Source organism: Cognatundibacterium griseum (assembly GCF_014284195.1).
Lineage (GTDB): Bacteria > Pseudomonadota > Gammaproteobacteria > Burkholderiales > Burkholderiaceae_D > Undibacterium > Undibacterium griseum.
Map to the genome: position 1 here is coordinate 962,499 of NZ_JACOGC010000001.1, position 22,836 is coordinate 985,334.

The 22,836-nt window shown below is 54.8% G+C and carries 20 protein-coding genes; 17 read left to right on the forward strand and 3 right to left on the reverse strand.

All coding sequences use genetic code 11. From position 1 onward, the window contains the following. The first annotated feature begins 234 nt into the window (after positions 1 to 234). From H8K27_RS04350 to H8K27_RS04380, 7 genes are all read left to right on the forward strand, one after another. Positions 235 to 1,428, forward strand: a complete 1,194-nt coding sequence (locus H8K27_RS04350) for a phosphoglycerate kinase (RefSeq protein WP_186861944.1) — start codon at positions 235 to 237, stop codon at positions 1,426 to 1,428. Positions 1,429 to 1,509: 81 nt separating this feature from the next. Continuing rightward, positions 1,510 to 2,946: a pyruvate kinase gene (gene pyk, locus H8K27_RS04355; RefSeq protein WP_186861945.1), complete on the forward strand. Its 1,437-nt coding sequence runs from the start codon at positions 1,510 to 1,512 to the stop codon at positions 2,944 to 2,946. 96 nt (positions 2,947 to 3,042) lie between these two features. Beyond that, positions 3,043 to 4,107: a class II fructose-bisphosphate aldolase gene (gene fba, locus H8K27_RS04360; RefSeq protein WP_176803971.1), complete on the forward strand. Its 1,065-nt coding sequence runs from the start codon at positions 3,043 to 3,045 to the stop codon at positions 4,105 to 4,107. Between the two features lie 85 nt (positions 4,108 to 4,192). Beyond that, entirely contained in the window at positions 4,193 to 5,089 is an 897-nt protein-coding gene (locus H8K27_RS04365; RefSeq protein ID WP_186861946.1) for a phosphoribosylaminoimidazolesuccinocarboxamide synthase, read from the forward strand. A 2-nt stretch (positions 5,090 to 5,091) separates the two neighbouring features. Then, positions 5,092 to 5,598, forward strand: coding sequence for a 5-(carboxyamino)imidazole ribonucleotide mutase (purE, locus tag H8K27_RS04370; RefSeq protein WP_186861947.1), 507 nt, complete (start codon positions 5,092 to 5,094; stop codon positions 5,596 to 5,598). 333 nt (positions 5,599 to 5,931) lie between these two features. Beyond that, positions 5,932 to 7,149 (forward strand): 5-(carboxyamino)imidazole ribonucleotide synthase, encoded by a 1,218-nt coding sequence (locus H8K27_RS04375; RefSeq protein ID WP_186861948.1) that lies wholly within the window; start codon positions 5,932 to 5,934, stop codon positions 7,147 to 7,149. After that, positions 7,146 to 8,186, forward strand: coding sequence for an L-threonylcarbamoyladenylate synthase (locus tag H8K27_RS04380; protein WP_186861949.1), 1,041 nt, complete (start codon positions 7,146 to 7,148; stop codon positions 8,184 to 8,186). Before H8K27_RS04375 ends, H8K27_RS04380 begins: the two co-directional genes overlap by 4 nt. 40 nt (positions 8,187 to 8,226) lie before the next feature. On the opposite strand, the gene H8K27_RS04385 is transcribed toward H8K27_RS04380, so the two are convergent. Both H8K27_RS04385 and H8K27_RS04390 read right to left on the reverse strand, forming a co-directional pair. Then, complete coding sequence (locus H8K27_RS04385) at positions 8,227 to 8,484, reverse strand: SemiSWEET transporter (RefSeq protein ID WP_329604336.1); 258 nt, start codon at positions 8,482 to 8,484, stop codon at positions 8,227 to 8,229. Positions 8,485 to 8,496: 12 nt separating this feature from the next. Next, entirely contained in the window at positions 8,497 to 9,006 is a 510-nt protein-coding gene (locus H8K27_RS04390) for a flavin reductase family protein (protein WP_186861950.1), read from the reverse strand. A 180-nt stretch (positions 9,007 to 9,186) separates the two neighbouring features. Here H8K27_RS04390 and H8K27_RS04395 point away from each other — a divergent pair, with 180 nt between their 5' ends. The 7 genes from H8K27_RS04395 (at position 9,187) to lnt (ending at position 16,102) form a co-directional block, all read left to right on the forward strand. Continuing rightward, complete coding sequence (locus H8K27_RS04395) at positions 9,187 to 9,576, forward strand: hypothetical protein (RefSeq protein ID WP_186861951.1); 390 nt, start codon at positions 9,187 to 9,189, stop codon at positions 9,574 to 9,576. Positions 9,577 to 9,652: 76 nt separating this feature from the next. Beyond that, complete coding sequence (gene miaB, locus H8K27_RS04400; RefSeq protein ID WP_186861952.1) at positions 9,653 to 10,993, forward strand: tRNA (N6-isopentenyl adenosine(37)-C2)-methylthiotransferase MiaB; 1,341 nt, start codon at positions 9,653 to 9,655, stop codon at positions 10,991 to 10,993. Next, a complete protein-coding gene (locus tag H8K27_RS04405; protein WP_186861953.1) occupies positions 10,993 to 12,093 on the forward strand; it encodes a PhoH family protein in 1,101 nt (366 codons plus the stop codon). The genes miaB and H8K27_RS04405 overlap by 1 nt, the downstream gene beginning before the upstream one ends. After that, positions 12,077 to 12,553 carry an rRNA maturation RNase YbeY gene (gene ybeY, locus H8K27_RS04410; protein WP_186861954.1) on the forward strand — a complete coding sequence of 159 codons (477 nt, stop codon included), beginning with the start codon at positions 12,077 to 12,079 and terminating at the stop codon, positions 12,551 to 12,553. Before H8K27_RS04405 ends, ybeY begins: the two co-directional genes overlap by 17 nt. Before the next feature lie 42 nt (positions 12,554 to 12,595). After that, entirely contained in the window at positions 12,596 to 13,489 is an 894-nt protein-coding gene (locus H8K27_RS04415; protein ID WP_186861955.1) for an ion channel, read from the forward strand. Positions 13,490 to 13,647: 158 nt separating this feature from the next. Beyond that, complete coding sequence (locus tag H8K27_RS04420; protein ID WP_186861956.1) at positions 13,648 to 14,526, forward strand: HlyC/CorC family transporter; 879 nt, start codon at positions 13,648 to 13,650, stop codon at positions 14,524 to 14,526. Beyond that, positions 14,519 to 16,102, forward strand: coding sequence for an apolipoprotein N-acyltransferase (gene lnt, locus H8K27_RS04425; RefSeq protein WP_186861957.1), 1,584 nt, complete (start codon positions 14,519 to 14,521; stop codon positions 16,100 to 16,102). The genes H8K27_RS04420 and lnt overlap by 8 nt, the downstream gene beginning before the upstream one ends. A 105-nt stretch (positions 16,103 to 16,207) precedes the next feature. On the opposite strand, the gene H8K27_RS04430 is transcribed toward lnt, so the two are convergent. Next, positions 16,208 to 16,570, reverse strand: coding sequence for a hypothetical protein (locus H8K27_RS04430; RefSeq protein WP_186861958.1), 363 nt, complete (start codon positions 16,568 to 16,570; stop codon positions 16,208 to 16,210). 482 nt (positions 16,571 to 17,052) lie between these two features. On the opposite strand from H8K27_RS04430, the gene H8K27_RS04435 reads away from it, so the two are divergent. From H8K27_RS04435 to H8K27_RS04445, 3 genes are all read left to right on the forward strand, one after another. Continuing rightward, the gene (locus H8K27_RS04435; protein WP_186861959.1) at positions 17,053 to 19,821 is read left to right on the forward strand and encodes a TonB-dependent receptor; all 2,769 of its coding nucleotides are present in this window, start codon (positions 17,053 to 17,055) and stop codon (positions 19,819 to 19,821) included. Positions 19,822 to 19,953: 132 nt separating this feature from the next. Continuing rightward, a complete protein-coding gene (locus H8K27_RS04440) occupies positions 19,954 to 21,465 on the forward strand; it encodes a tryptophan halogenase family protein (RefSeq protein ID WP_186862028.1) in 1,512 nt (503 codons plus the stop codon). A gap of 24 nt (positions 21,466 to 21,489) precedes the next feature. Beyond that, positions 21,490 to 22,764, forward strand: a complete 1,275-nt coding sequence (locus H8K27_RS04445; protein WP_186861960.1) for a cation:proton antiporter — start codon at positions 21,490 to 21,492, stop codon at positions 22,762 to 22,764. Positions 22,765 to 22,836: the final 72 nt, after the last annotated feature.

Genomic DNA, 22,836 nt, shown 5'->3' on the forward strand with positions numbered 1-22,836 from the left:
AAACTTTTCCGCACTGAGTAAAACCTTCCTTGATCTCAATGTCGAACAGTCTGTCCGGATCCGGGTGGTCTGGTAATAAATCCTGTGGAAAACGCTGTGGCGCGGGCGGCGGCTTTGGTAAAATAGCGGTTTTACTCCGATGAATGACAAAACAGATCATCTGTTCATGATGATCGGTATAGCTGCCGGAGTAACGCAGCACCTCTCTTTTAACTTTGCCAATTCTATATCACGATGCAATTCAACCGACTCAGTGACCTGATCGCAGGTAAGCAGCTCCAGGGAAAACGTGTTTTTATCCGTGCCGATCTGAATGTTCCTCAGGACGACGCCGGAAACATTACCGAAGATACCCGCATCCGTGCGTCGGTACCGGCCATTCAGCAGGCCTTGCAGGCTGGCGCTGCGGTCATGGTGACCTCGCATCTTGGCCGGCCGACAGAAGGGGAATTCAAGCCGGAAGATACCCTGGCCCCGGTAGCTGTGCGCCTGTCGGAATTGCTGGGTGTTCCGGTGACACTGAAGCAGAACTGGGTGGATGGCGTGGAGGTTGCTCCGGGACAGGTCGTGTTGCTGGAAAACTGCCGCGTCAACAAGGGCGAAAAGAAAAACGATGATGCGCTGGCGCAGAAAATGGCCGCTTTGTGCGACGTGTATGTCAATGATGCATTCGGCACCGCACACCGTGCTGAGGCGACGACGCATGGCATCGCCAAATTCGCGGCGATCGCCTGCGCCGGACCATTGTTGTCCGCTGAACTGGATGCGCTGGGCAAAGCGCTGGGGCAGCCTGCACGCCCGCTGGTGGCGATTGTGGCTGGCTCCAAAGTGTCCAGCAAGCTCACTATCCTGAAGTCGCTGGCCGATAAAGTCGATAACCTGATCGTCGGCGGCGGCATTGCGAACACTTTTATGCTGGCTTCCGGTCTGAAGATTGGCAAATCGCTGGCAGAAGCCGATCTGGTGGACGAAGCGAAGGCGATTATTGATCTCATGGCGCAGCGCGGCGCCTCGGTGCCGATCCCGGTGGACGTGGTGTGCGCAAAAGAATTTTCTGCCACGGCTGCAGCTACCGTGAAGTCCGTGGCGGATGTGGCCGATGACGACATGATCCTCGATATTGGTCCGGTAACGGCGGCGAAACTGGCGGAACAGATCAAACAGTCGGGTACGATCGTCTGGAACGGCCCGGTCGGCGTGTTTGAATTCGACCAGTTCGGCAATGGCACCAAAGTGCTGGCACAGGCGATTGCCGACTCCTCCGGTTTTTCGATTGCCGGTGGCGGTGATACGCTGGCGGCGATTGCCAAATACCACATTGGCGATCAGGTTGGTTATATCTCGACCGGCGGCGGCGCCTTCCTTGAATTCCTCGAAGGGAAGGTATTGCCGGCAGTCGATATTCTGTTGCAACGCGCTGCGCGCTGAGAACAGCAGGAAAAACTGTTTTGCCGTAAGCAAAGCAGTCTGTATCGCATATTCGTGAATAAAAATCAGCCAGGAGATCCGATGTTACGTGCTACCAAGATTGTTGCAACGATAGGTCCCGCATCCAATGATGTGGAAACGCTCAAGTGCATGCTGAATGCGGGCGTGAATGTGGTCAGGCTGAATTTTTCGCATGGCAAGGCACAGGACCATATCGACCGTGCAGCGATGGTACGGCAGGCTGCGGCAGAGTGCGGCCGCGAAGTCGCGATTATGGCTGATTTGCAAGGACCGAAAATCCGTATCGGAAAATTTGAAAATACGCGCATTCAGATTGCGAACGGCGACAAATTCATTCTCGATGCGGATTGCACGCTGGGGAATCAGGAGCGGGTCGGGCTGGATTACAAGGCCCTGCCGCGCGATGTGAAACCGGACGACGTGCTGCTCCTGAATGACGGGCTGATCGTGCTGGTCGTGGAAAAAATCTCAGGCAATGAAATTCACACCGTCGTGAAAATCGGTGGTGAATTGTCGAACAACAAGGGCATCAATCGCCAGGGCGGTGGCCTGACAGCGCCGGCGCTGACCGCCAAAGACATGGAAGATATCAAGACTGCGATGTCGTTTCAGGCGGATTACATCGCCGTTTCTTTCCCTAAAAATGCGACCGATATGGAAATGGCGCGCCAGCTGTCCAATATTGCCGGCGAGCCGTATAACCACAAGCCGATGATGATCGCCAAGATCGAGCGCGCAGAAGCGATTCCGGTGCTGCAGGAAATTCTCGATGCGTCGGATGGCATCATGGTTGCCCGTGGTGATCTGGCCGTGGAAGTGGGCAATGCCGCCGTGCCGGCGCTGCAGAAGCGCATGATCAAAATGGCGCGTGCCTCAAACAAGCTCGCGATCACCGCAACCCAGATGATGGAGTCGATGATTGTCAATGCGGTGCCGACCCGTGCCGAAGTCTCCGATGTCGCCAATGCGGTGCTTGACGGCACAGATGCCGTGATGGCTTCAGCAGAAACCGCATCCGGCAAATATCCGGTGGAAACCGTGGAAGCCATGTCGGCGATTTGTCTGGAAGCTGAAAAATTCCAGGAATACAAACTGGATGCCGATTTCCTGAATCTGGCGTTTACCCGGATCGATCAGTCGATTGCTTACGGCACCTTGTTCACGGCGCATCACCTTGGCGTCAAGGCGATTGTAGCGCTGACTGAATCCGGTTCGACAGCCTTGTGGATGAGCCGTCACAGCATCAATGTGCCGCTGTTTGCACTGACGCCGAGTGTCGCAACCCAGCGTAAGGCTGCGTTGTACCGCAATGTCCGCACCTTCACCCTGCCGTATTCGCCGGACCGCGACACGGTGCTGAAGTCGGCGGAAAGTGTGCTGCTCGATAACGGCGTGGTGAATCATGGCGACATGATTGTTGTGACATGGGGCGAACCGATGGGACAGGTCGGCGGCACCAATGCACTGAAGATTGTGAAAGTCGGTGATAACTGCTGACGCAGGCCAGCTCGCCGGATTGAAGCGGTTCATCGTGAACCAGCGTGGCAAACCATCACGCACCAACCATTTTTTATTGTACTTCTGGAGTTAATTATGCCTCTCGTATCCATGCGTCAATTGCTGGACCATGCCGCTGAAAATGGCTATGGTTTGCCGGCCTTCAACGTGAACAATCTCGAACAGGTGACGGCGATTATGCAGGCTGCTGACGAAGTCGGCGCGCCGGTCATCATGCAGGCATCTGCCGGTGCCCGCAAATACGCCGGTGAAGCTTTCCTGCGCCACCTGATCGAAGCCGCGGTCGAAGCGTATCCGCATATTCCGGTCGTCATGCATCAGGATCACGGCCAGTCGCCGGCAGTCTGCATGGCAGCGATCAAATCCGGCTTCACCTCGGTGATGATGGACGGCTCGCTGATGGAAGACGGCAAATCGGTTGCGAGTTATGAATACAACGTTGAAGTGTCGCGCGAAGTGGTCAAATTCTCGCACTCCATCGGTGTGACGGTGGAGGCAGAACTCGGCGTGCTCGGTTCGCTTGAAACCATGATGGGCGATAAAGAAGATGGTCACGGCGCTGACGGAAAAATGACCCGCGAACAGTTGCTGACCGATGTGCAGCAGGCCGCGGATTTCGTCAAGCAAACCCAGTGCGACGCGCTGGCGATTGCGATCGGTACGTCCCACGGCGCCTACAAATTCTCGCGCAAGCCAACCGGCGATATTCTGGCGATTGATCGCATCAAGGAAATCCACGCACGCATTCCTAACACCCATCTGGTGATGCACGGTTCCTCATCCGTTCCGCAGGAATTGTTGGAAGAAATCCGTCAGTTCGGCGGCGATATGAAAGAAACCTACGGCGTGCCGGTGGAAGAAATCGTGATCGGCATCCAGAACGGTGTGCGCAAGATCAATATCGACACCGATATCCGTCTGGCGATGACGGGTGCGATCCGCCGCTACATGTTTGAAAATCCGGGCAAATTCGATCCGCGCGATTACCTGAAGCCGGCGCGCGAAGCAGCGAAACTGGTCTGTAAGGCACGCTATCTGGCGTTCGGCTGCGAAGGCCAGGCTGCGAAAATCAAACCGATGGCACTGGAAAAAGTCGCCGAGCAGTACAAAAAAGGCGCACTGGCGCAAATCGTGAACTAAGCTGGTGTCAGCAACAGGGCGCAGACAATGCGCCCTGCGCATTTATGCTGTGCCGGACCGCTGTATCAAAAAGTATTGAAAAACCATGACTACCCAAATTCATTCCACTCTTCATTCTCTGCCGCTGCTGGGCCGTGGCAAAGTCCGTGACAACTACGCGGTCGGCGACGATAAATTGCTTATCGTGACCAGTGACCGTTTATCCGCGTTCGACGTCATCATGGGCGAGCCGATTCCCGAAAAAGGCCGTGTGCTGAACCAGATGGCCAATTTCTGGTTTGAGAAGCTCGGCCATATTGTACCGAATCATCTGACTGGTATTGCACCGGAAAGCGTCGTCGCCGCCGATGAGGTGGAGCAGGTGCGCGGCCGCTCGGTAGTGGCAAAGCGCTTAAAGCCGATCATGGTGGAAGCGGTGGTGCGGGGATATATCATCGGTTCCGGCTGGAAGGATTATCAGGAAACCGGCGCTGTCTGCGGCATTACTTTGCCGGCAGGTCTGCCGCAGGCGGCGAAACTGCCTGCGCCGATTTTCACGCCGGCAGCGAAGGCCGAAATGGGTGAACACGATGAAAACATCAGCTTTGCCGAAATGGAAAAACGCATCGGCGCTGAACTGGCTGCGCAAATCCGCGACATCAGCATCCGTCTGTACAGCGAGGCGTCCGAATATGCGGCGACCCGCGGCATCATCATTGCCGATACCAAGTTCGAGTTCGGCCTGGATGAGCATGGCGTGCTGCATCTGATGGATGAAGTGCTGACGGCCGATTCCTCGCGTTTCTGGCCTGCGGATTCCTATGCGACCGGCATTTCGCCACCGTCTTTCGACAAGCAATTTGTGCGTGACTATCTGGAAACCATCACCAGCTGGAACAAGACGGCACCTGCGCCGGTATTGCCAGCCGAAGTCGTGCAGAAAACCTCGGCCAAATACCAGGAAGCGCTGGAGCGTCTGACTGGTGAAAAACTGAAGGCATGATCATGACTCAGCAAAATCAGATACTGGTCGGCGTGGTCATGGGTTCATCGTCCGACTGGGACGTGATGCAGAATGCGGTTGCGATTCTCAGGGAGTTCGGCATCGGCTTTGAAGCGCAGGTCGTGTCGGCGCATCGTATGCCCGATGAAATGTTCAGCTATGCGGAAACCGCCAGAGCGCGCGGCATCCGCGCCATCATCGCCGGTGCTGGCGGTGCGGCGCATCTGCCCGGCATGATTGCAGCAAAAACGATCGTGCCGGTTTTCGGTGTGCCGGTACCGTCCCGCTATCTGCGCGGCGAAGACTCTTTGCTGTCGATTGTGCAGATGCCGAAAGGCATTCCAGTGGCGACATTTGCGATCGGTGAGGCTGGTGCTGCGAATGCGGCGCTGGCTGCCGTGGCGATGCTGGCGACGACCGATGAAGCGCTGGCTCAGAAATTGATCGAATTCCGTGTGCGTCAGACTCAGGCGGCACGCGACATGGTTTTGCCGGTAACAGCAGCCTAATGCTGAAATCCGCCGGCGGCCGGGGGTGTTGCGCATGCTCAGCTTGAGATGGCATCAGCCGCACTGCGAACGATGCCGTCGTGCGATGGTTGCCGGAGCAGTGCACCGGTCATTGTCTGTATGTAAAACGCTTGTCCGCTGGCTGCTTCAATACATACTCCCGGGAGTATGTATTGAGAGCCTTGATTTACCTGGGGAATAGGGTATTTTCCTTCGATATGAGGGGGAGTATCTGTATTTTCTCTTATCTGCTTATTCTTGCAATCTTCCTGCGATATGCCGGTCTGCGATAGACAGGCCACGCCGGACGTTATTTCAATTTGGTTTGACATCATGAATATCGACAAACAAACACATCCGCGTCAGCCTTTACAGCCAAACACGCCGCAGAGCTGCCTCGGCATCATGGGCGGCGGCCAGCTTGGGCGCATGTTTGCCCATGCCGCCCAGTCTCTGGGATACCGGGTCGCCGTGCTGGAACCGGAGGCGGGTTGTCCGGCAGCGCAAGTGGCCGAGCATCATGTTTGTGCGGGCTATGAAGATCCGGATGGGCTGGCAGCGTTGTCGGCACTGAGCCGGTATGTCACGACAGAGTTTGAAAATGTTCCCGCCGACAGCCTGAAAGCGCTGTCAGCGCGGGGTTTTGTTGCTCCGGCAGGCGACTGCGTATCGATCGCCCAAGACCGGCTGGTGGAAAAGCATTTCTTCACCCGTTGCGGCGCCCATACCGGCGTGTATCCTGCGCCGCACTGGGGGATTGCCGATCAGAAGGATGTGGCGGGCGCCAGCGAGACATTATTTCCCGGAATCCTGAAGACAGTACGCATGGGGTATGACGGTAAAGGCCAGGTGCGCGTGCGTGACCGCGAGGAGCTGGCTGCTGCCTTTGCTGCGATGCGCGGGCAGGTCTGCGTGCTGGAAAAAATGTTGCCGCTGGCTTATGAAGTATCCGTTCTGACTGCCCGTGGTGTCGATGGGGCTGCCGTGGTGTACCCGATTGCGGAAAACGTGCACCGCGACGGCATTCTGTTCACAACGCTGGTGCCCAGTCCGCATGTTTCGCCGGACGTCGCAGAAAAAGCGCAGAAGGCCGCGCTCGATATCATTAGCGAATTAGGTTACGTCGGTGTGTTGTGCATTGAATTTTTTGTACTGCAAGACGGCAGCCTGGTCGTCAACGAAATGGCGCCGCGTCCGCATAACAGCGGCCATTACACCATTGACGCCTGCGTTACCAGCCAGTTTGAGCAACAGGTCAGGACACTGGCGCAACTGCCGCTGGGTGATGTGCGCCAGCATTCACCGGCAGCGATGCTCAATCTGCTGGGGGACGTCTGGTTCGAGCCGGGCAGCGAAATCGCACGCGAACCTGCGTGGGACAAGGTGTTGGCCTTGCCGGGTGCGAATCTGCACCTGTACGGCAAAGCAGAAGCACGGCGCGCACGCAAAATGGGGCATATCACATTTGTCGCCGCGACGCTCGCCGAAGCGCAGCTTGCACTGGCACAGGCATGCGACATCCTGGGCATTGATGCGCCGGAGTGGGCATGAGGGCGCAGGCCTGCACCCCTTGCGCTGTGGCGGAGGCAGCTGAAGCGCTGGAAGCCGGCCGGCTGGTGGCATTTCCCACGGAAACCGTTTACGGACTGGGAGCCGATGCCGAAAACCCGGTTGCCGTGGCAAAAATTTATGCGGCCAAGGGCCGTCCGCAAAACCATCCGGTGATTGTGCATGTGGCACCAGAAGCGGACATCCGGCACTGGGTCAGCGCAGTGCCGTCTGAAGCGGAGCGCCTGATCGCTGCATTTTGGCCAGGGCCGCTGACGCTGATCCTGAAACGCGCTGCGCATATCCCTGATACGGTGTCCGGCGGCCAGGACACCATCGGTATCCGTTGCCCGTCGCATCCGGTGGCGCAGGATTTGCTGCGGGCTTTTAAAGGCGGCAAGGGCGGCGTTGCCGCACCGTCAGCCAATAAATTCGGCCATGTGAGCCCGACCATGGCGGAGCATGTGCTGGAAGAGTTTGAGCAGGAAACCCGTCCCGGCGGGCTGATTGCCGCCGTACTGGACGGTGGACAGAGCGAGGTCGGTATCGAATCCACGATTCTCGACCTCAGCCGGCTGACGACGCATGGCCCGGTTTTGCTGCGTCCCGGCCATATCAGCGCTACCCAGATCGAAGCCGTGCTGGGTGTGCTGCCCGCCAGTCCGGATGCCGCTGCACCGCGTGCCTCCGGCACACTGGACGCCCATTATGCACCCAGCACTCCCGTGGTTCAGGTGTCTTCCGAAGCACTGGATCAGGTGGTGATCCGCTTGCAACAAAAAGGCAAAAAACTGGCGCTGATGAGTTATCAGGCGCATCCTGCGATTCATGCCAGCGCCTGGCGTCACTTGCCGGCAGAACCTGCCGGATACGCCCACGACCTGTATGCCGGTTTGCGCGAACTGGATCATGCCCATGCCGATGTGATACTGGTCGAAGCATTGCCGCAGGAAAAAGACTGGCAGGGTGTGAATGACCGCCTGCGCCGCGCTGCATTTGATTCGCAGGGCGTGTTAGCGCAATTGCTGGCTGGCGACTGAAAAAGTCCTGGTGCGGTGATATCCGCAGATTGTGAATCTGTTACTTATAAATCAGCTTCATGCCGAGTATGAACAGCGCCAGTAACATGGTGATGATGTTGGCAATGATGACGGGCCAGGCTTGCAGCAGGATGCCGTAAGTGAGCCACATGAAAATACCGGTGACCATCAGCACATACATACCGAGCGAAACGCCTTCGGCACGCTTGCGACGCCAGGTCATCCAGGCCTGGGGAATGAAGGCGCCGGTCGTCAGGCAGGCGGCAATGTAGCCGATCAGGTCGGTGGTCTGCAGCATGGTGAGAGAAATCTATTTGGTCAGGGAATGAAGGAAGCGACCCGAATGATACACCAGCGGCGCTTGCGGGTTGACTTCGCAGTGCTCCACCTCACCGACGAAGATGACATGATCGCCTTCCGGATAACGGCTGCGGTTATGGCATTCAAACCAGGCAGCGGCACCGCTGATGACCGGCAGACCGGTACGTGACAAGGTGTAGTCCACGCCTTCAAACCGGTCAGTGCGGCGGCTGGCAAACTGCTCCGCCAGCCAGGCCTGATCGGCGGCCAGTACATTCACCACATAATGCGAGTTACCGCTGAAAACGGGCAGACTGTTGGCTGCATTGCCGAGGCTCCACAGGATCAGCGGCGGCTCCAGCGAAACGGAGTTAAACGAACTGGCAGTCAGCCCGAGAAACTGACCATTGGCAAGTCTGGTGGTGATGACCGTCACGCCGGTCGCAAACTGCGACAGCGCCTGGCGGAACTCGGATTGATCAAATTCGCGTGTTTCTGCACGCGGGGAAAGGGTGTGCATCGGGGAATCCATGATTTTGTGCCAGCATTATCCCAGATTTTCCGGTTTCAGTTCATCACGCCCGGTCAGACATGATGCAGATGACGGTCTGTGTTAAACTTGCGCCCTTGGCGGGAAATATTTTGATAGTTTAAGTAATTGATTTATCTGGATTTTTTTATTTCATGGATGAGGTCTGAGATGCGCCTGACACGACTGGTTTGCCAACGCCTGATGGGATTGCTGGTCATGCTGGCCCTGACGTATCCCGTTCTGGCGCAGGTCGCCCCGGAACTGCGTCAGTTTCCGCCGAATACCTTGCGCGGCGTGCTGGATATGTCTGCGTATCCGGATGTCAAAATGGACGGCAAGCCGCGTTACCTTGCTCCATCCAGCAGGATCTACGGCACCGACAATCTGATTGTGCTGCCCAGCACATTGAACGACAGCCAGATTCAGGTCAATTACACAGAAAACCCGTTCGGGGATGTAGAAAAAATCTGGATACTCACCCAGACCGAAATCGGGCAGACGCTGCCTGTGCCGGAAGTGTGGAAACCGATTCCGTTCAAGAATCCTGAAATTAAGTAATGTATGAAGGGCATGCCGGAGCCTGATAGCCCGGCATCCTGCCATAGCGAATAGCGAACTGCCAGACAGAAAAAAGATGCAAAAAAAAGTATTTATCAAAACCTTCGGATGCCAGATGAATGAGTACGATTCCGACAAAATGGCGGACGTGCTCAATGTTGCCGAAGGACTCATCAAAACGGACAAGCCCGAAGATGCCGACGTGATTCTGCTCAATACCTGCAGCGTGCGCGAAAAGGCGTCGGAGAAAGTGTTTTCCGATCTTGGCCGCCTGCGTGAACTGAAACGCCATAAGCCGGATCTGCTGATCGGCGTCGGCGGCTGCGTCGCGTCCCAGGAAGGGGAGGCGATCATCAAGCGCGCACCTTATGTGGATGTGGTGTTCGGGCCGCAGACTTTGCACCGCTTGCCGCAACTGATCGATGCGCGGCGCAGCTCTGGCCGTTCACAGGTCGATATCAGTTTTCCGGAAATTGAAAAATTTGATCATCTGCCGCCCGCAAAAATCGAAGGTGCGACAGCCTATGTGTCGATCATGGAAGGCTGCAGCAAATATTGCAGTTACTGCGTGGTCCCTTATACCCGTGGCGAGGAAGTGTCGCGGCGTTTTGAGGACGTGCTGGCCGAGGTCGCAGGGCTGGCTGAGCAGGGCGTGAAAGAAATCACTTTGCTGGGACAAAACGTGAATGCCTACCGCGGCGAGATGGAAGATGGTGAGATTGCCGACTTCGCTTTGCTGATTGAGTACATTGCAGAATTCCCGCAGATTGAACGCATCCGTTTCGTGACCAGTCACCCCAAGGAATTCACCCAGCGCCTGATCGACTGCTACGCCAAAGTACCGAAACTGGTGAACCACCTGTATCTGCCGGCGCAGCATGGTTCAGACCGGATTTTGTCTGCCATGAAGCGCGGCTATACAGCGCTGGAATACAAGTCGGTACTGCGGCGGTTAAAACAGGTCCGCCCGGATATCGCTGTATCGTCTGACTTCATTGTCGGTTTTCCCGGCGAGACCGATGAAGATTTCAATGCGCTGATGAAGCTGATCGACGATGTCGGTTTCGATAACAGTTTCAGCTTTATTTTCAGCCCGCGTCCCGGCACGCCAGCCGCGAATCTGGCGGATGATACGCCGCAGGAGCTGAAATTGCGCCGCCTCCAGCATTTGCAGGCGGTGATCGATGCCAACACCAAAAAATACAGCAATGCCATGATCGGTACGGTACAGCGTATTCTGGTGGATGGTCCATCCGTAAAAAATCCTTCCGAATTGCAGGGACGGACAGAGAATAACCGGGTGGTGAATTTTGCCGGACCAAAAGAGCTGATCGGGGCGCTGGTGGATACCCGTATCACCGAATCCTACAATTACTCCTTACGCGGCGAACTGATCGCAGAAACAGTGGCCGCATAATGGCAAAAACACCTGTGCCCGTCTCACATTTTGTACCACAGCCGCTGGACAACACCCGCCTGGCGCATTTGTGCGGCCCGCTGGATGAGAATCTGCGCCAGATTTCCTCCGCACTGGATGTGACGATTTTCCGGCGCGGAGAGAAATTCATCATCAGCGGCCATAACGCAGAGCGCGCACTGGAATTGCTGGAGCATTTTTACGCCCTGGCCAAAAAAGTGATTTCGATTGATGAGGTGCAGCTGGCGCTGGTGGAGCAGCGAGCCAACCAGAGCCTGACAACGCCGGCAATGTTGCCTGTTGCGGCCAATGAAGCCGCCGCCATACCGGATGCCGACACAGGTGTGCTGGAAGAGGTGGAAAGCCCGGTACTGAAAACACGGCGCCACGATTTGCGCGGCCGTACTCCGCATCAGAATCAGTATCTGCAGGCGATTGTCGGGCACGACATTACATTCGGTATTGGCCCGGCCGGTACCGGAAAAACTTACCTCGCGGTCGCCTGTGCGGTGGATGCGCTGGAGCGCGATGCCGTCAAGCGCATTATCCTGACCCGCCCCGCTGTTGAAGCGGGCGAGCGGCTGGGTTTTTTGCCGGGTGATCTGGCGCAGAAAGTCGATCCTTATCTGCGTCCTTTATATGATGCGCTGTACGATCTGCTGGGATTTGACCGTACCCAGAAAATGTTTGAAAAGCAGGTGATTGAAATTGCCCCGCTGGCTTACATGCGTGGCCGTACGTTGAATCATGCTTTCATTATTCTGGATGAGGCGCAGAATACCACGCCGGAACAGATGAAAATGTTTTTGACCCGTATCGGTTTCGGTAGTAAAGCGGTGGTAACGGGTGATGTCACGCAGGTCGATCTGCAGCGCGGACAAAAGAGCGGGCTGATCGATGCCTGCCAGGTGCTCAGGGATATCCGGGGCATTGCCTTTACCCAGTTCACCAGTGCCGACGTGGTGCGTCACCCGCTGGTCGGCCGGATTGTGGATGCCTACGAAGCCGCTAACGCCAATGCCAGTGCGCACCATGCCGCCATTGGCCTGCTTAAAAATACCCATCCTCTCAGTTCAGCACATCATGGCAGAAAAAAATAATTCCAGACCAAAACTGAATTTGTCGGTCCAATATGCCGATACCCGCCTGCAGGAGCTGCTGCCGCGTCCCTTGCTGCGCAAAACGGTGCAGGCTGCATTGTTTTTTCCTGCCGAACTGACACTGCGTTTTGTGAACGCGGAAGAAGGCCGGGATCTGAATCGTGACTACCGCGGCAAAGATTATGCAACCAATGTGCTGACATTTGCCTATACCGAAGACGTTGATGCGGAAGTGACGGAGGCGGATATTATTTTGTGTACCGATGTATTGCAGAAAGAGGCGGCAGAGCAGAATAAGACGGTGCTCGAGCATGCGCAGCACCTGATCGTGCATGGCGTGCTGCATGCGCAGGGATATGATCACGAAAACGATGAGGAAGCAGAGGAAATGGAGGCACTGGAGATTGAAATCCTCGCAGGGCTGGGACTTTCCAATCCTTATCAGGATACTGCCGAATAAGCTGCTGCGACCAGTCACCATGGCTACCGGATCAGACCAGCGATGAACTTTCCGTATTTCCAAAAACAACTGGGGCGCCGCATCAATATCGGCGGCCGGGATATCGTAGCATTTGGCCTGGAGCAGCATGTCTGGCAGGATATTTACTACTATTGCATGACCTCCAGCTGGCCGATGTTTTTCGGCGGCGCAGCCCTTATTTTCCTGCTGTTCAATACACTGTTTGCGGCTTTGTATATGCTGGGCGCCAGTCCGATTGCGAATCTGGCGCCGGATAATTTTCTCGGTGCTTTTTTCTTCAGTGTGGAAACGCTGGCAACGGTCGGTTATGGCGACATGCATCCGCAGACTGTTTATGCGCACTGCATTGCGACCGCCGAGATTTTTGTGGGCATGGCCAGTGTCGCGCTGATCACCGGGGTGATGTTTGCGCGCTTTTCCCGCCCGCGGTCGCAAATCCTGTTTGCAGAACATCCGGTCTGTCATCTGGCGGATGGACGCCGGATACTGGTGATCAGGCTGGCGAATGCCCGCATGAACATCATCAGCGAAGCTTCCGCCAGATTGCGTCTGTTGAGGAATGAACTGACGCCGACGATGGGAAATTTCCGCAAAATCTCCGATATGAAACTGGAGCGCGACCAGCACCCGGTATTCAGTCTGGGGTGGACCATTATTCATGTGATTGACGAGTCCAGCCCCCTGTTTGGCTGCACCGAAGAACAACTGAAAATATCCAATGCCGCACTGATGCTGAGTATTGAAGGTATCGATGAAATGACCAATCAGACGCAGCGGGCACGTCATTATTATCCATGTTCAGCCATCCGCTGGAATCACCGCTACAAGGACATTTTGTCGTATCAGGGGGAGACCCCCCATCTGCATTACGTGAAATTTCACGAATCTGAACCGCTGGATGAGGTCAGCGGCTGAGGATGCCGTGTGGCGGTCATTCCATTTCAGCCTGATTGTGACGTGCGTATGACCAGCATCGCTTCGGGATGAAACACAACGCGGACTCCCGGCAATATTTTGGAAACGGCCTGATTTGTTGTATCCTGTAGGATTGAAACAACGGCGTCATGCCTCTTATGCAAGAGCACTCTAGTAAGGTCAGATCATCTGACCTTAAACCCCACCGGTCATTATTTGAGCGTTTGACCGCCCTCATTTCTCCCGAACCTGAAAATCGCGCAGAATTGCTTGATGTGCTGACAGATGCGCAAGAGCGTCATCTGATTGACGCTGATGCACTGGCGATGATTGAAGGTGTTTTTCAGGTTTCCGATCTGGCTGCCCGTGACATCATGGTGCCGCGTACCCAGATGGATATTGTCGATATTTCCCGCCCGATTGAAGAATGGATACCGGAAGTGCTGCGCGCAGCGCATTCGCGTTTTCCCGTCATTGATGACGACCCGGATAAGGTGGTCGGGATTTTGCTGGCGAAAGATTTGCTCCGCTACTACGCGGAAGAATCCTTCGACGTGCGCGAGATGCTGCGCCCGGTGATTTATATTCCTGAATCGAAGCGGCTGAATGTCTTGCTGCGTGATTTTCGCGCAAACCGTAATCACATGGCGATGGTTGTCGACGAGTATGGCGGTGTGGCAGGACTGATCACGATTGAAGATGTGCTGGAGCAGATCGTCGGTGATATTGACGACGAATATGACTTCGATGAGGAAGAGGACAACATCCTCGCGCTTGAGAACAAGGGAAATGGAAAGCGCTGGCGCATCAAAGGCATTACCGAACTGGAGCAGCTCAATGCCGTGCTGGGCGTGAATCTGCCAGGTAACGACGGTGAAACGATCGGTGAACTGGTCTCGCGTCATCTGGGTGAAGTACCGCATAAAGGGGATGAATTCCAGATCGATACACTGCATTTTGAAGTCTTGCGTGCGGATGCGCGGGAAGTCCAGATTCTTCAGGTAGAACAAAGGCCCGCAGCTCCTGCTCATGAGTAAGTTCAGCCTGTCCGCATATACCGGCTCTCTGGGCTTTTCCACCTTGCTGATGCTGGCAGCGGGCGGCCTGACAGTTTTTTCGTTTGCCCCATTCCATCTCTGGTTATTACAGGTTGCAGGACCGGCGCTGCTGTTTATCCTGTTGCTGCGGCATGACGCGGCGCGTCTGACAAGCGGACGGGCGTTTCTGCTTGGATGGGCGTATGGTTTTGCTGCCCTGTATGCGGCGACGCACTGGCTGCTGATTGCGATGCACCGTTTTGGCGGTATGCCCCAGCTCTTGGCGGTGATTGCCCTGGCTTTCCTGGCTGCTTATCTGGCGCTGTTTTACGGCCTGTTTGCCGCCAGCGCCTGCTGGGTCTGCCGGCGCTGGCATCCTCCGCGCTGGATCGCCGCGCTCTTATTCTTCCCGGCATTATGGGTGGCTAATGAATGGCTGCGCGGATTTCTGTTCACGGGTTTTCCCTGGGCGATTTCCGGTTATGCGCATACCGCCAGTCCTTTGGCCGGCTTCGCTCCGGTTTTGGGTGTGCTGGGTCTGGGCTGGCTGAATGCGGTTCTGGCAGGTATGGCGGCATTGCTGTTCCTGAATCCGGATCGTGTAATCAGATTCGCTGTCCCGCTTGTTGTGACCGGGGTATTGGCGGCTGGCAGCTGGCTGCAGTCGGTCAGCTGGACCAGTCCATCCGGGCAGCCATTGAAAATCAGCCTGTTGCAGGGAAACATAGCTCAGGATCAGAAATTCGATCCTGACCACCTCGAGGCGACATTGCGGCTCTATCACGACATGATTCTGCAGGCAGATGCCGATCTGATCGTGACGCCGGAAACCGCCTTGCCGGTATTGTCGTCGCAGCTGCCGCCGGATTATCTGCCGACGCTGAATGCTTTTGCCCAGCAGCAGCGCCATGCGGTGCTGATCGGCCTGGCGGCGCATGACGGCGATGCCCGTTATGCCAACAGCGTCGTCGGTTTTTCGCCGGATTATGCGCAATGGGCCTACCGCTACGATAAACATCATCTGGTGCCTTTCGGTGAATTCATTCCTTATGGTTTTCGCTGGTTCGTGAATCTGATGCATATCCCGCTGGGAGACTTTACCGCCGGCGCGCCGCTGCAGGCGGCGATGCATGTCCGGGATCAGGCAGTGCTGCCGAATATCTGCTATGAAGACTTGTTCGGAGAGGAAATCGCTGCGCAACTGGCGGCACAGGCTGATGGTGCCGGTGCGGCAACGATCTTGCTGAATGTGTCGAATATGGCATGGTATGGTGATTCGGTGGCGATGCCGCAGCACTTGCAATTTTCCATCATGCGGGTGCTGGAGACCGGGCGGCCCATGCTGCGCTCAACCAACACCGGCGCTACCGCCGCGATTGATGCGGGTGGCAGGCAGATTGCCTTATTGCCTTATCTGGAGCGCGGTATTTTGTCCGCCACGGTTCAGGGACGGCAGGGAATCACACCTTATATCCGCTGGGGAAATCAGCTGATCGCCGGACTGGTGTTGCTGAGTCTGTTGACCGGCTTTGCGCTGACTATCAGGCGACGTCCAGCCGCTGATTTCAACCGCTGATTTCAACTGCATATCCGGGCTGAAGAGTAGTCTGACAACGTCAACCCGGCATGCCGAGCGCAACACACAGCATGCCAGTTACCTGCCTGTGCAGCAGACGCCGGATCAGGTATTGGCGTCGATATCCGCCAGGCTTTCCTGCCCGCGCTGACTGATGCTGATACGGCCAGAAGCAGCATCCGTCGTTACATGCCCCTTTTTTTGTAAAAACGCCATCACCGGTCCCGGCAATGAGGCATCCGGATTCGCCGCAATCGTTCTTAATCCATCAATACATTGTTTGATGAATAAAATTTCCCGTCCGCTTTCGGTGAGTTCAAGACCGCCGTCACGGCGAAAGGCAATCAGCTTGATGCCGGATAAGCGTTTTGCATTCCGGTTAACGCAAGCGTTGGGTTTGGCGCCTTTCGGCATGTTGCTGATAAGCGTCAGCGCATCGTATTCGTCAATGCTGAGTTTGTGATTCATGTCGGTTCCAATTGCAGGCGCCGTAAACTCATGCGTTTACATATTGCCGCTGAAGTCATAAAGAAGTGTGAATGCGGCGAGACTATAGCACAGACGGCAGTCCTCACTTGCCGCCAGAGGGGATTCCGGCGCAGTCGGTATCATCACCATTGACGCAGGTCAGTAATACAAACGATTGCATTTTTAAAAAACTGAGCAATCTGAAAAGTACGTGGAAGTGAAGTAGTTAAATTACATTAAGTAGTCGAACTACATGAAATTTCATTAACAGTGTGGAGGAAATGCAACGTACCTGTGCAAATAAGACGCTAAATACCCTATGGAGTGCATTTTATTTTGTAGTTTCTTGTAGTCTCTATTTGACAGTCCATCTAGTTTTAGTACAAAATTATTTTCAGAACGATAGGTTCTGAGGGTCTTACAAAAAACAAAGTGGTAGTGCTCCAAGGGTGCGGGTTCAATAGGAAAAGAGGGGACAACAAATGAAACAGGCGTCATACATGCGCAATCAGAGTCAGAGTCTGAAGCGCAGCAGTTTTAAATTAAATCCGGTCGCAGCGGGTTGTGCCGTATTGGTGATGGGTTTTTCCAACATCGCTTACGCGCAGGAAGTCGCTGCAGAAAATACCGTCGTCGTGACCGGTATCCGTAAAGGGATTGAGGAAGCGATTTCGGTCAAGAAAAATGCCAGCTCCATCGTCGAGGCAGTGTCTGCAGAAGATATCGGCAAACTGCCGGATACCAGTATTGCTGAATCGATTGCCCGTTTGCCGGGTGTGACAGCGCAGCGGACCAATGGCCGTGCGCAGGCGATCAGCGTTCGCGGTATGTCACCGGATTTCTCTTCTGCCTTGCTCAATGGACGCGAGCAGACCAGTACCGGTGACAGCCGCAGCGTGTATTTCGATCAGTTTCCATCCGAGCTGCTGAGTGGCGTGGTGATTTACAAAACACCGGATGCCTCTCTGGTCGGACAAGGCTTGTCAGGCACGATTGATATGCAGACAGTGCGCCCGCTTGATTTTTCCAAGCGCACAATCGCCGCCAACTATCGCAGAGAACGCCTTGGCGCGGGTCTGGATAATCCCGGTTCCGGCAGCCGTGCGAGCTTCTCTTATATTGACCAGTTCGCTGATCGCAAGATTGGTATCGCTTTAGGTTTTGCGCGTCTGGATGATACTTCCGGCACCAATACCAAATTTGAATCCTGGGGCGGCGGCACCACGACTTATAACGGCCAGACAGTGAATGTGCCGTTTAACGGTTTCAATGCGGAAAGCAATAAGACCGCGCAGACCCGCGACGGTGCGATGGCCGTGATTCAGTTCAAGCCGAATAAAGAATTCTCCAGCACACTGGATGTGTTCTATTCCAAATTTGACAGCACCACCACCAAGAATATTCTGCAGGTTCCGCTGAACGATTCCTGGAATTCCCCGACCGGACAATATGATCATCCCGGCGTGCTGATCAATGCAATCCTGAGTGGCAATAATGTCGTCAGCGGTACATTCAACAATGTCCGCCCGGTTGTGCGTAACGAGCCGGTGATCGACAATGAAACCATGACCTCCATCGGCTGGAATAACGCACTCCAGATGGGCGGCTGGAAAACTACGCTGGACCTGAATCACTCGACAGCAAAACGTGTTGAGCGCGATCAGGAAGTGTATGCCGGTATTCCGGGTGATGCGAGCAAGAGCAATAACATGTTCAGCACCTTCACATTCGATACCAGCAACGGCCGTAAATTTTCCACTAACTTTAATTACGCTGATCCGAACATCATCAAAATCACTGACGGCCAGGGTTGGGGTGGCGGTCCAGGAACACCGCAGGCTGGTTATAGCAAAGGCCCGACCGTCAACGACAAGATTGATTCTCTGCGCTTGAGCGGTAAGCATGATCTGCCGGAAGGCACCTGGTTTACCGATGTGGAAATCGGCACCAATTACTCCAAGCGCTCAAAAGTCCGCGAAGTGGATGAATATCTGCTGCAGGTGGCAAACGGCGCATTCGCCGGACTGGATATTACCGGTGGCTACACAGCCTTTGCCGGCGATACCGGTATTCCTATTCTCGGTTTTGATGCTTCTGGCCGTATTCCCGGTTTAAATTTCGTGACCAAGCAACATCCGGACATCTGGAACAAAGACTGGCGCGTAGATGAAAAGGTATGGACTACACTGGCAAAAGCCAACATGGAAACCCAGATCGGCCGTTTCCCTGTAACGGGTAATGTTGGTCTGCAGTTTATCCGCACTGACCAGAGTTCGTCTGCTTACTCGGTGAATAAAGATGGCGGCACCAGCGATGCCAATCGTCCAGTCGCACCGTACACCGCAGGCAAGACATATAACGATGTGCTGCCTAGCCTGAACCTGTCTGCAGACATGGGCAATCAGACCTATCTGCGTTTTGCACTGGCAAAAATCATGGCGCGTCCGAAGATGGATGATATGCGTGCCAGCAACGGTTTCAGCCTGGATACGACAAAAGGTATTTACGTCGGCAGCGGTGGTAATCCTACGCTCAATCCATTCCGTGCAACCGGTGTTGATATCTCTGTTGAAAAATATTTCGACAAAAAGGGATATGTCAGCGCAGCAGTGTTCTATAAAAATCTGGATTCCTACATCATCAATCTGACGAATCCGAATTTTGACTTTACACCGCTGTTGCAGCCAACCACGCTGAAAGCATCCACCAATATTGGTCAGTTCACATTGCCGACCAATGGCAGCGGCGGCTCGATCAAAGGTTTCGAGCTGGCTGGCTCCCTGCCTTTCAGCATGTTGCATAAAGCGCTGGATGGTTTCGGTGCCGTAGCGAACTTCTCGAATACCGAAAGCTCCCTGGCACCGCCAAACACCACCGATGGCAACTCCGGTGGCAACATGGAACTGCCAGGTCTGTCGAAGAAAGTGGCCAGCCTGACGCTGTACTACGAAAAGCATGGCTTCTCTTTCCGCGTGGCTGAACGCTATCGTTCTGACTTTGTCGGCGAGATCATCGGCTTCGGCGGCGACCGTACCCTGACGTATATCAAGGGTGAGAAGATTATCGATCTGCAGCTGGGCTATGAATTTGATAAAGGCTGGGCAAAAGGATTGTCGCTGCTGTTGCAGGTCAACAATCTGGGTAACACGCCATTCATCCGCTACAAGCAGCATCCTGATGGCTCCAAAGAAGAGATTGAAAATACCAAATACGGTAAGACAATCCTGTTTGGTCTGAACTACAAGCTGTAATTCACAGCGTAGTCATGCGCCTCTTGTTGGTGTCCCCATGCCAGCAAGAGGCTTTTTTTTCGATATTGGTTGCGACCTTTCAGGCATGGCAGCCCATGTCAGTGCTGCATGCAGTCCGGAGTGAGGATGGCGATGGATAATCCGATGGTGAAAGAACTGGTGATCGTTGGCGGCGGAACGGCTGGCTGGATGACAGCCGCAGCACTGGTGACGGTTTTGCGTGGCCAGGTCAGCATCCGCGTGGTGGAGTCGGACGAGATCGGTATCGTCGGTGTGGGCGAAGCCACGATTCCGATGATACAGCGTTTTAACCGGGTATTAGGTATCGATGAAAACGAGTTTCTGAGACAGACCCAGGGCACCTTTAAACTGGGTATTGAATTTGTCAACTGGGGGAAAACCGGCGATCGTTACATGCATGGTTTTGGCAAGATCGGTCAGGATTTATGGACAGTGAATTTTGACCAATACTGGCAAAAAATGCGCCGCTCAGGCAAAGCCGATGAACTGGCGGCTTATTCTATTACCCGCATGGCGGCAAAGTCGAACAAATTCATGCCAGCCAGGCAGGATGTGGAAAACTCTCCGGTCAATGACATCGCTCACGCTTATCATTTCGATGCCAGCCTGTATGCCCGATATCTGCGCGGCATTGCTGAAAGCCGCGGTGTGCGCCGTACCGAAGGTAAAGTCACACGCTGCATCACCAGCCAGGAAGATGGCAGTGTGACGCATCTGGTGATGGAAAATGGCGAACAGATCGGTGCTGAGTTATTCATTGATTGTTCCGGTTTTCGCGGACTGCTGATAGAGCAGTGCCTGCAGACGGGTTATGAAGACTGGAGTCACTGGCTGCCTTGCGACAGGGCGCTGGCCGTGCCGTGCGCACCTGCACCGGCATTGCTGCCTTATACCCGCGCTACTGCGCATCGTGCAGGATGGCAATGGCGGATTCCGCTGCAGCACAGGATCGGCAATGGACACGTATATTGCAGCCAGTATGTCAGTGATGACGAGGCGGCGGCAACGCTGCTCGCCAATCTGGACGGCGAAGCGCTGGCCGAGCCGCGCATGCTGCGCTTCCAGACCGGAATGCGCAAGCTGGCCTGGAATAAAAATGTGATTGCAATCGGGTTGTCCGGAGGATTTCTGGAACCGCTGGAGTCGACCAGCATTCATCTGATCCAGTCTGCGATTGCCCGGCTGATTACTTTTTTCCCGCGCCGGCAGATGAACCAGACCGACGTCGATGAATATAACCGCCAGTCTCGTTTTGAATATGAACGGATCAGGGATTTTGTGATCCTGCACTACAAAGTGAACCAGCGCACTGATGCGGATTTCTGGAAAATGTGCAGCGATATGCGCGTGCCTGAGACCCTTGAACAAAAAATTGCGCTATACCGGAACAATGGCCGCCTGCTGCGTATTGACAACGAATTGTTTGCCGAAGAAGCCTGGTTGCAGGTGATGGAGGGACAAAATCTGCAGCCTGCCACCTATCATCCGTTAGCCGACTTATTGCCGGATTCTGAAACGGAGCAATATCTGCAGAGCGTGAAACAGGTGATTGCGAATTGTGTCGCCGCTATGCCTGATCATGCGGCATATATTCAGCAGCATTGTGCTGCAGCACGCTCCTGAAAACAGGCATACTGAGCAAGGGTTATGAGTCAGAACGAAATTTTCCTGTTGGCGATGCTGCTGGTATTTGTATTGCCATATCTGGTCTGGCGGATAGGCCGTACCGATGATTTCGCACCGCTGGTCGTGGTGCAGATCTTATGCGGTATTGCGTTGGGGCCGGGTGTCGCCGGTCAGTATTTTCCGGAGTTTTACCAGACTATTTTCCAGCCGTCCGTGATGCGTGCTCTGGATGGTATTGCGATCTGGGCTGTGATGCTGTTTGTCATGCTGGCCGGGATCGAACTGAATTTATCCGGAGTCTGGACGCATCGCCGGGAAAGCAGTATCACGGCCGGGCTGGCTTTGGGTATGCCGCTGCTGACCGGAGCGCTGGCAGGATTGCTGCTGTTGAGCATGCCCGGCTGGCGTGGCGCGCATGCCAGCGACTGGCAGTTTGTCCTGGGGATCGGCATGGCATGTGCGGTCACGGCATTACCGATCCTGATTTTGCTGATGGAAAAATTGGGTATTTTGCGGCTTGAATTTGGTCAGCGTATTCTGCGCTATGCCAGCCTGGATGACGTATTGATCTGGGGTGTGCTGGCAGTAATCCTGATGGACTGGAACCGTGTCGGCCGGCAGGCAGTTTTCCTGCTCGGGTTTGCGCTGGCTGCCAGAATGTATCGTAGTCTGATTGTCCGACTGAATGAAAAAGACCGTTACGCCACCACACTGATCTGGCTATTGTTGTGCAGCTTTGGTGCTGACTGGTCAGGGCTGCATTTTATGGTGGGGGCATTTTTGTCCGGTACGGTGCTGGAAGCGGAATGGTTTTCGCGCAGTAAGCTCGACCTGTTCCGTGAACATGTGCTGATGGTATTGATGCCGGTTTTTTTCCTGAATACCGGACTCAAAACCTCCTGGGCGATTGGCGGCGGACTGGTGTTCGTGGCGGCAGGAATTCTGTTGCTGGCGGCAATGGGCGGAAAATTTGCCGGCGTTTCAATGGCCGGAAAAATTCTGGGATGGCGTCCCGGAGAGGCTTCGGCGATTGCATGGCTGCTGCAGACGAAGGCACTGATTATGATTATCTTTTCCAATGTGTTGCTGGAAAAAGGCATCATCAGCAGCGCAACATTTACAGCATTACTGCTGATGGCGGTTGCCAGTACCATGCTGACGGTTCCCGCTGTCCGTCCGCTTTTATCCCGCCTGCGAATTTTGCCGCCGCAGACGCCGGTGCCGTTGGCGATGTTTCCGGAAGCAGGGCATGACAGGTCATCAGTAGGCCAAGAAAGACAGGTTCAGGAATATTGAAAAATCTAAAAAATAAAATCAGACAGATGAGTAATACAAGAAATACAAAAAATATGAAAACGGAGACAGCAG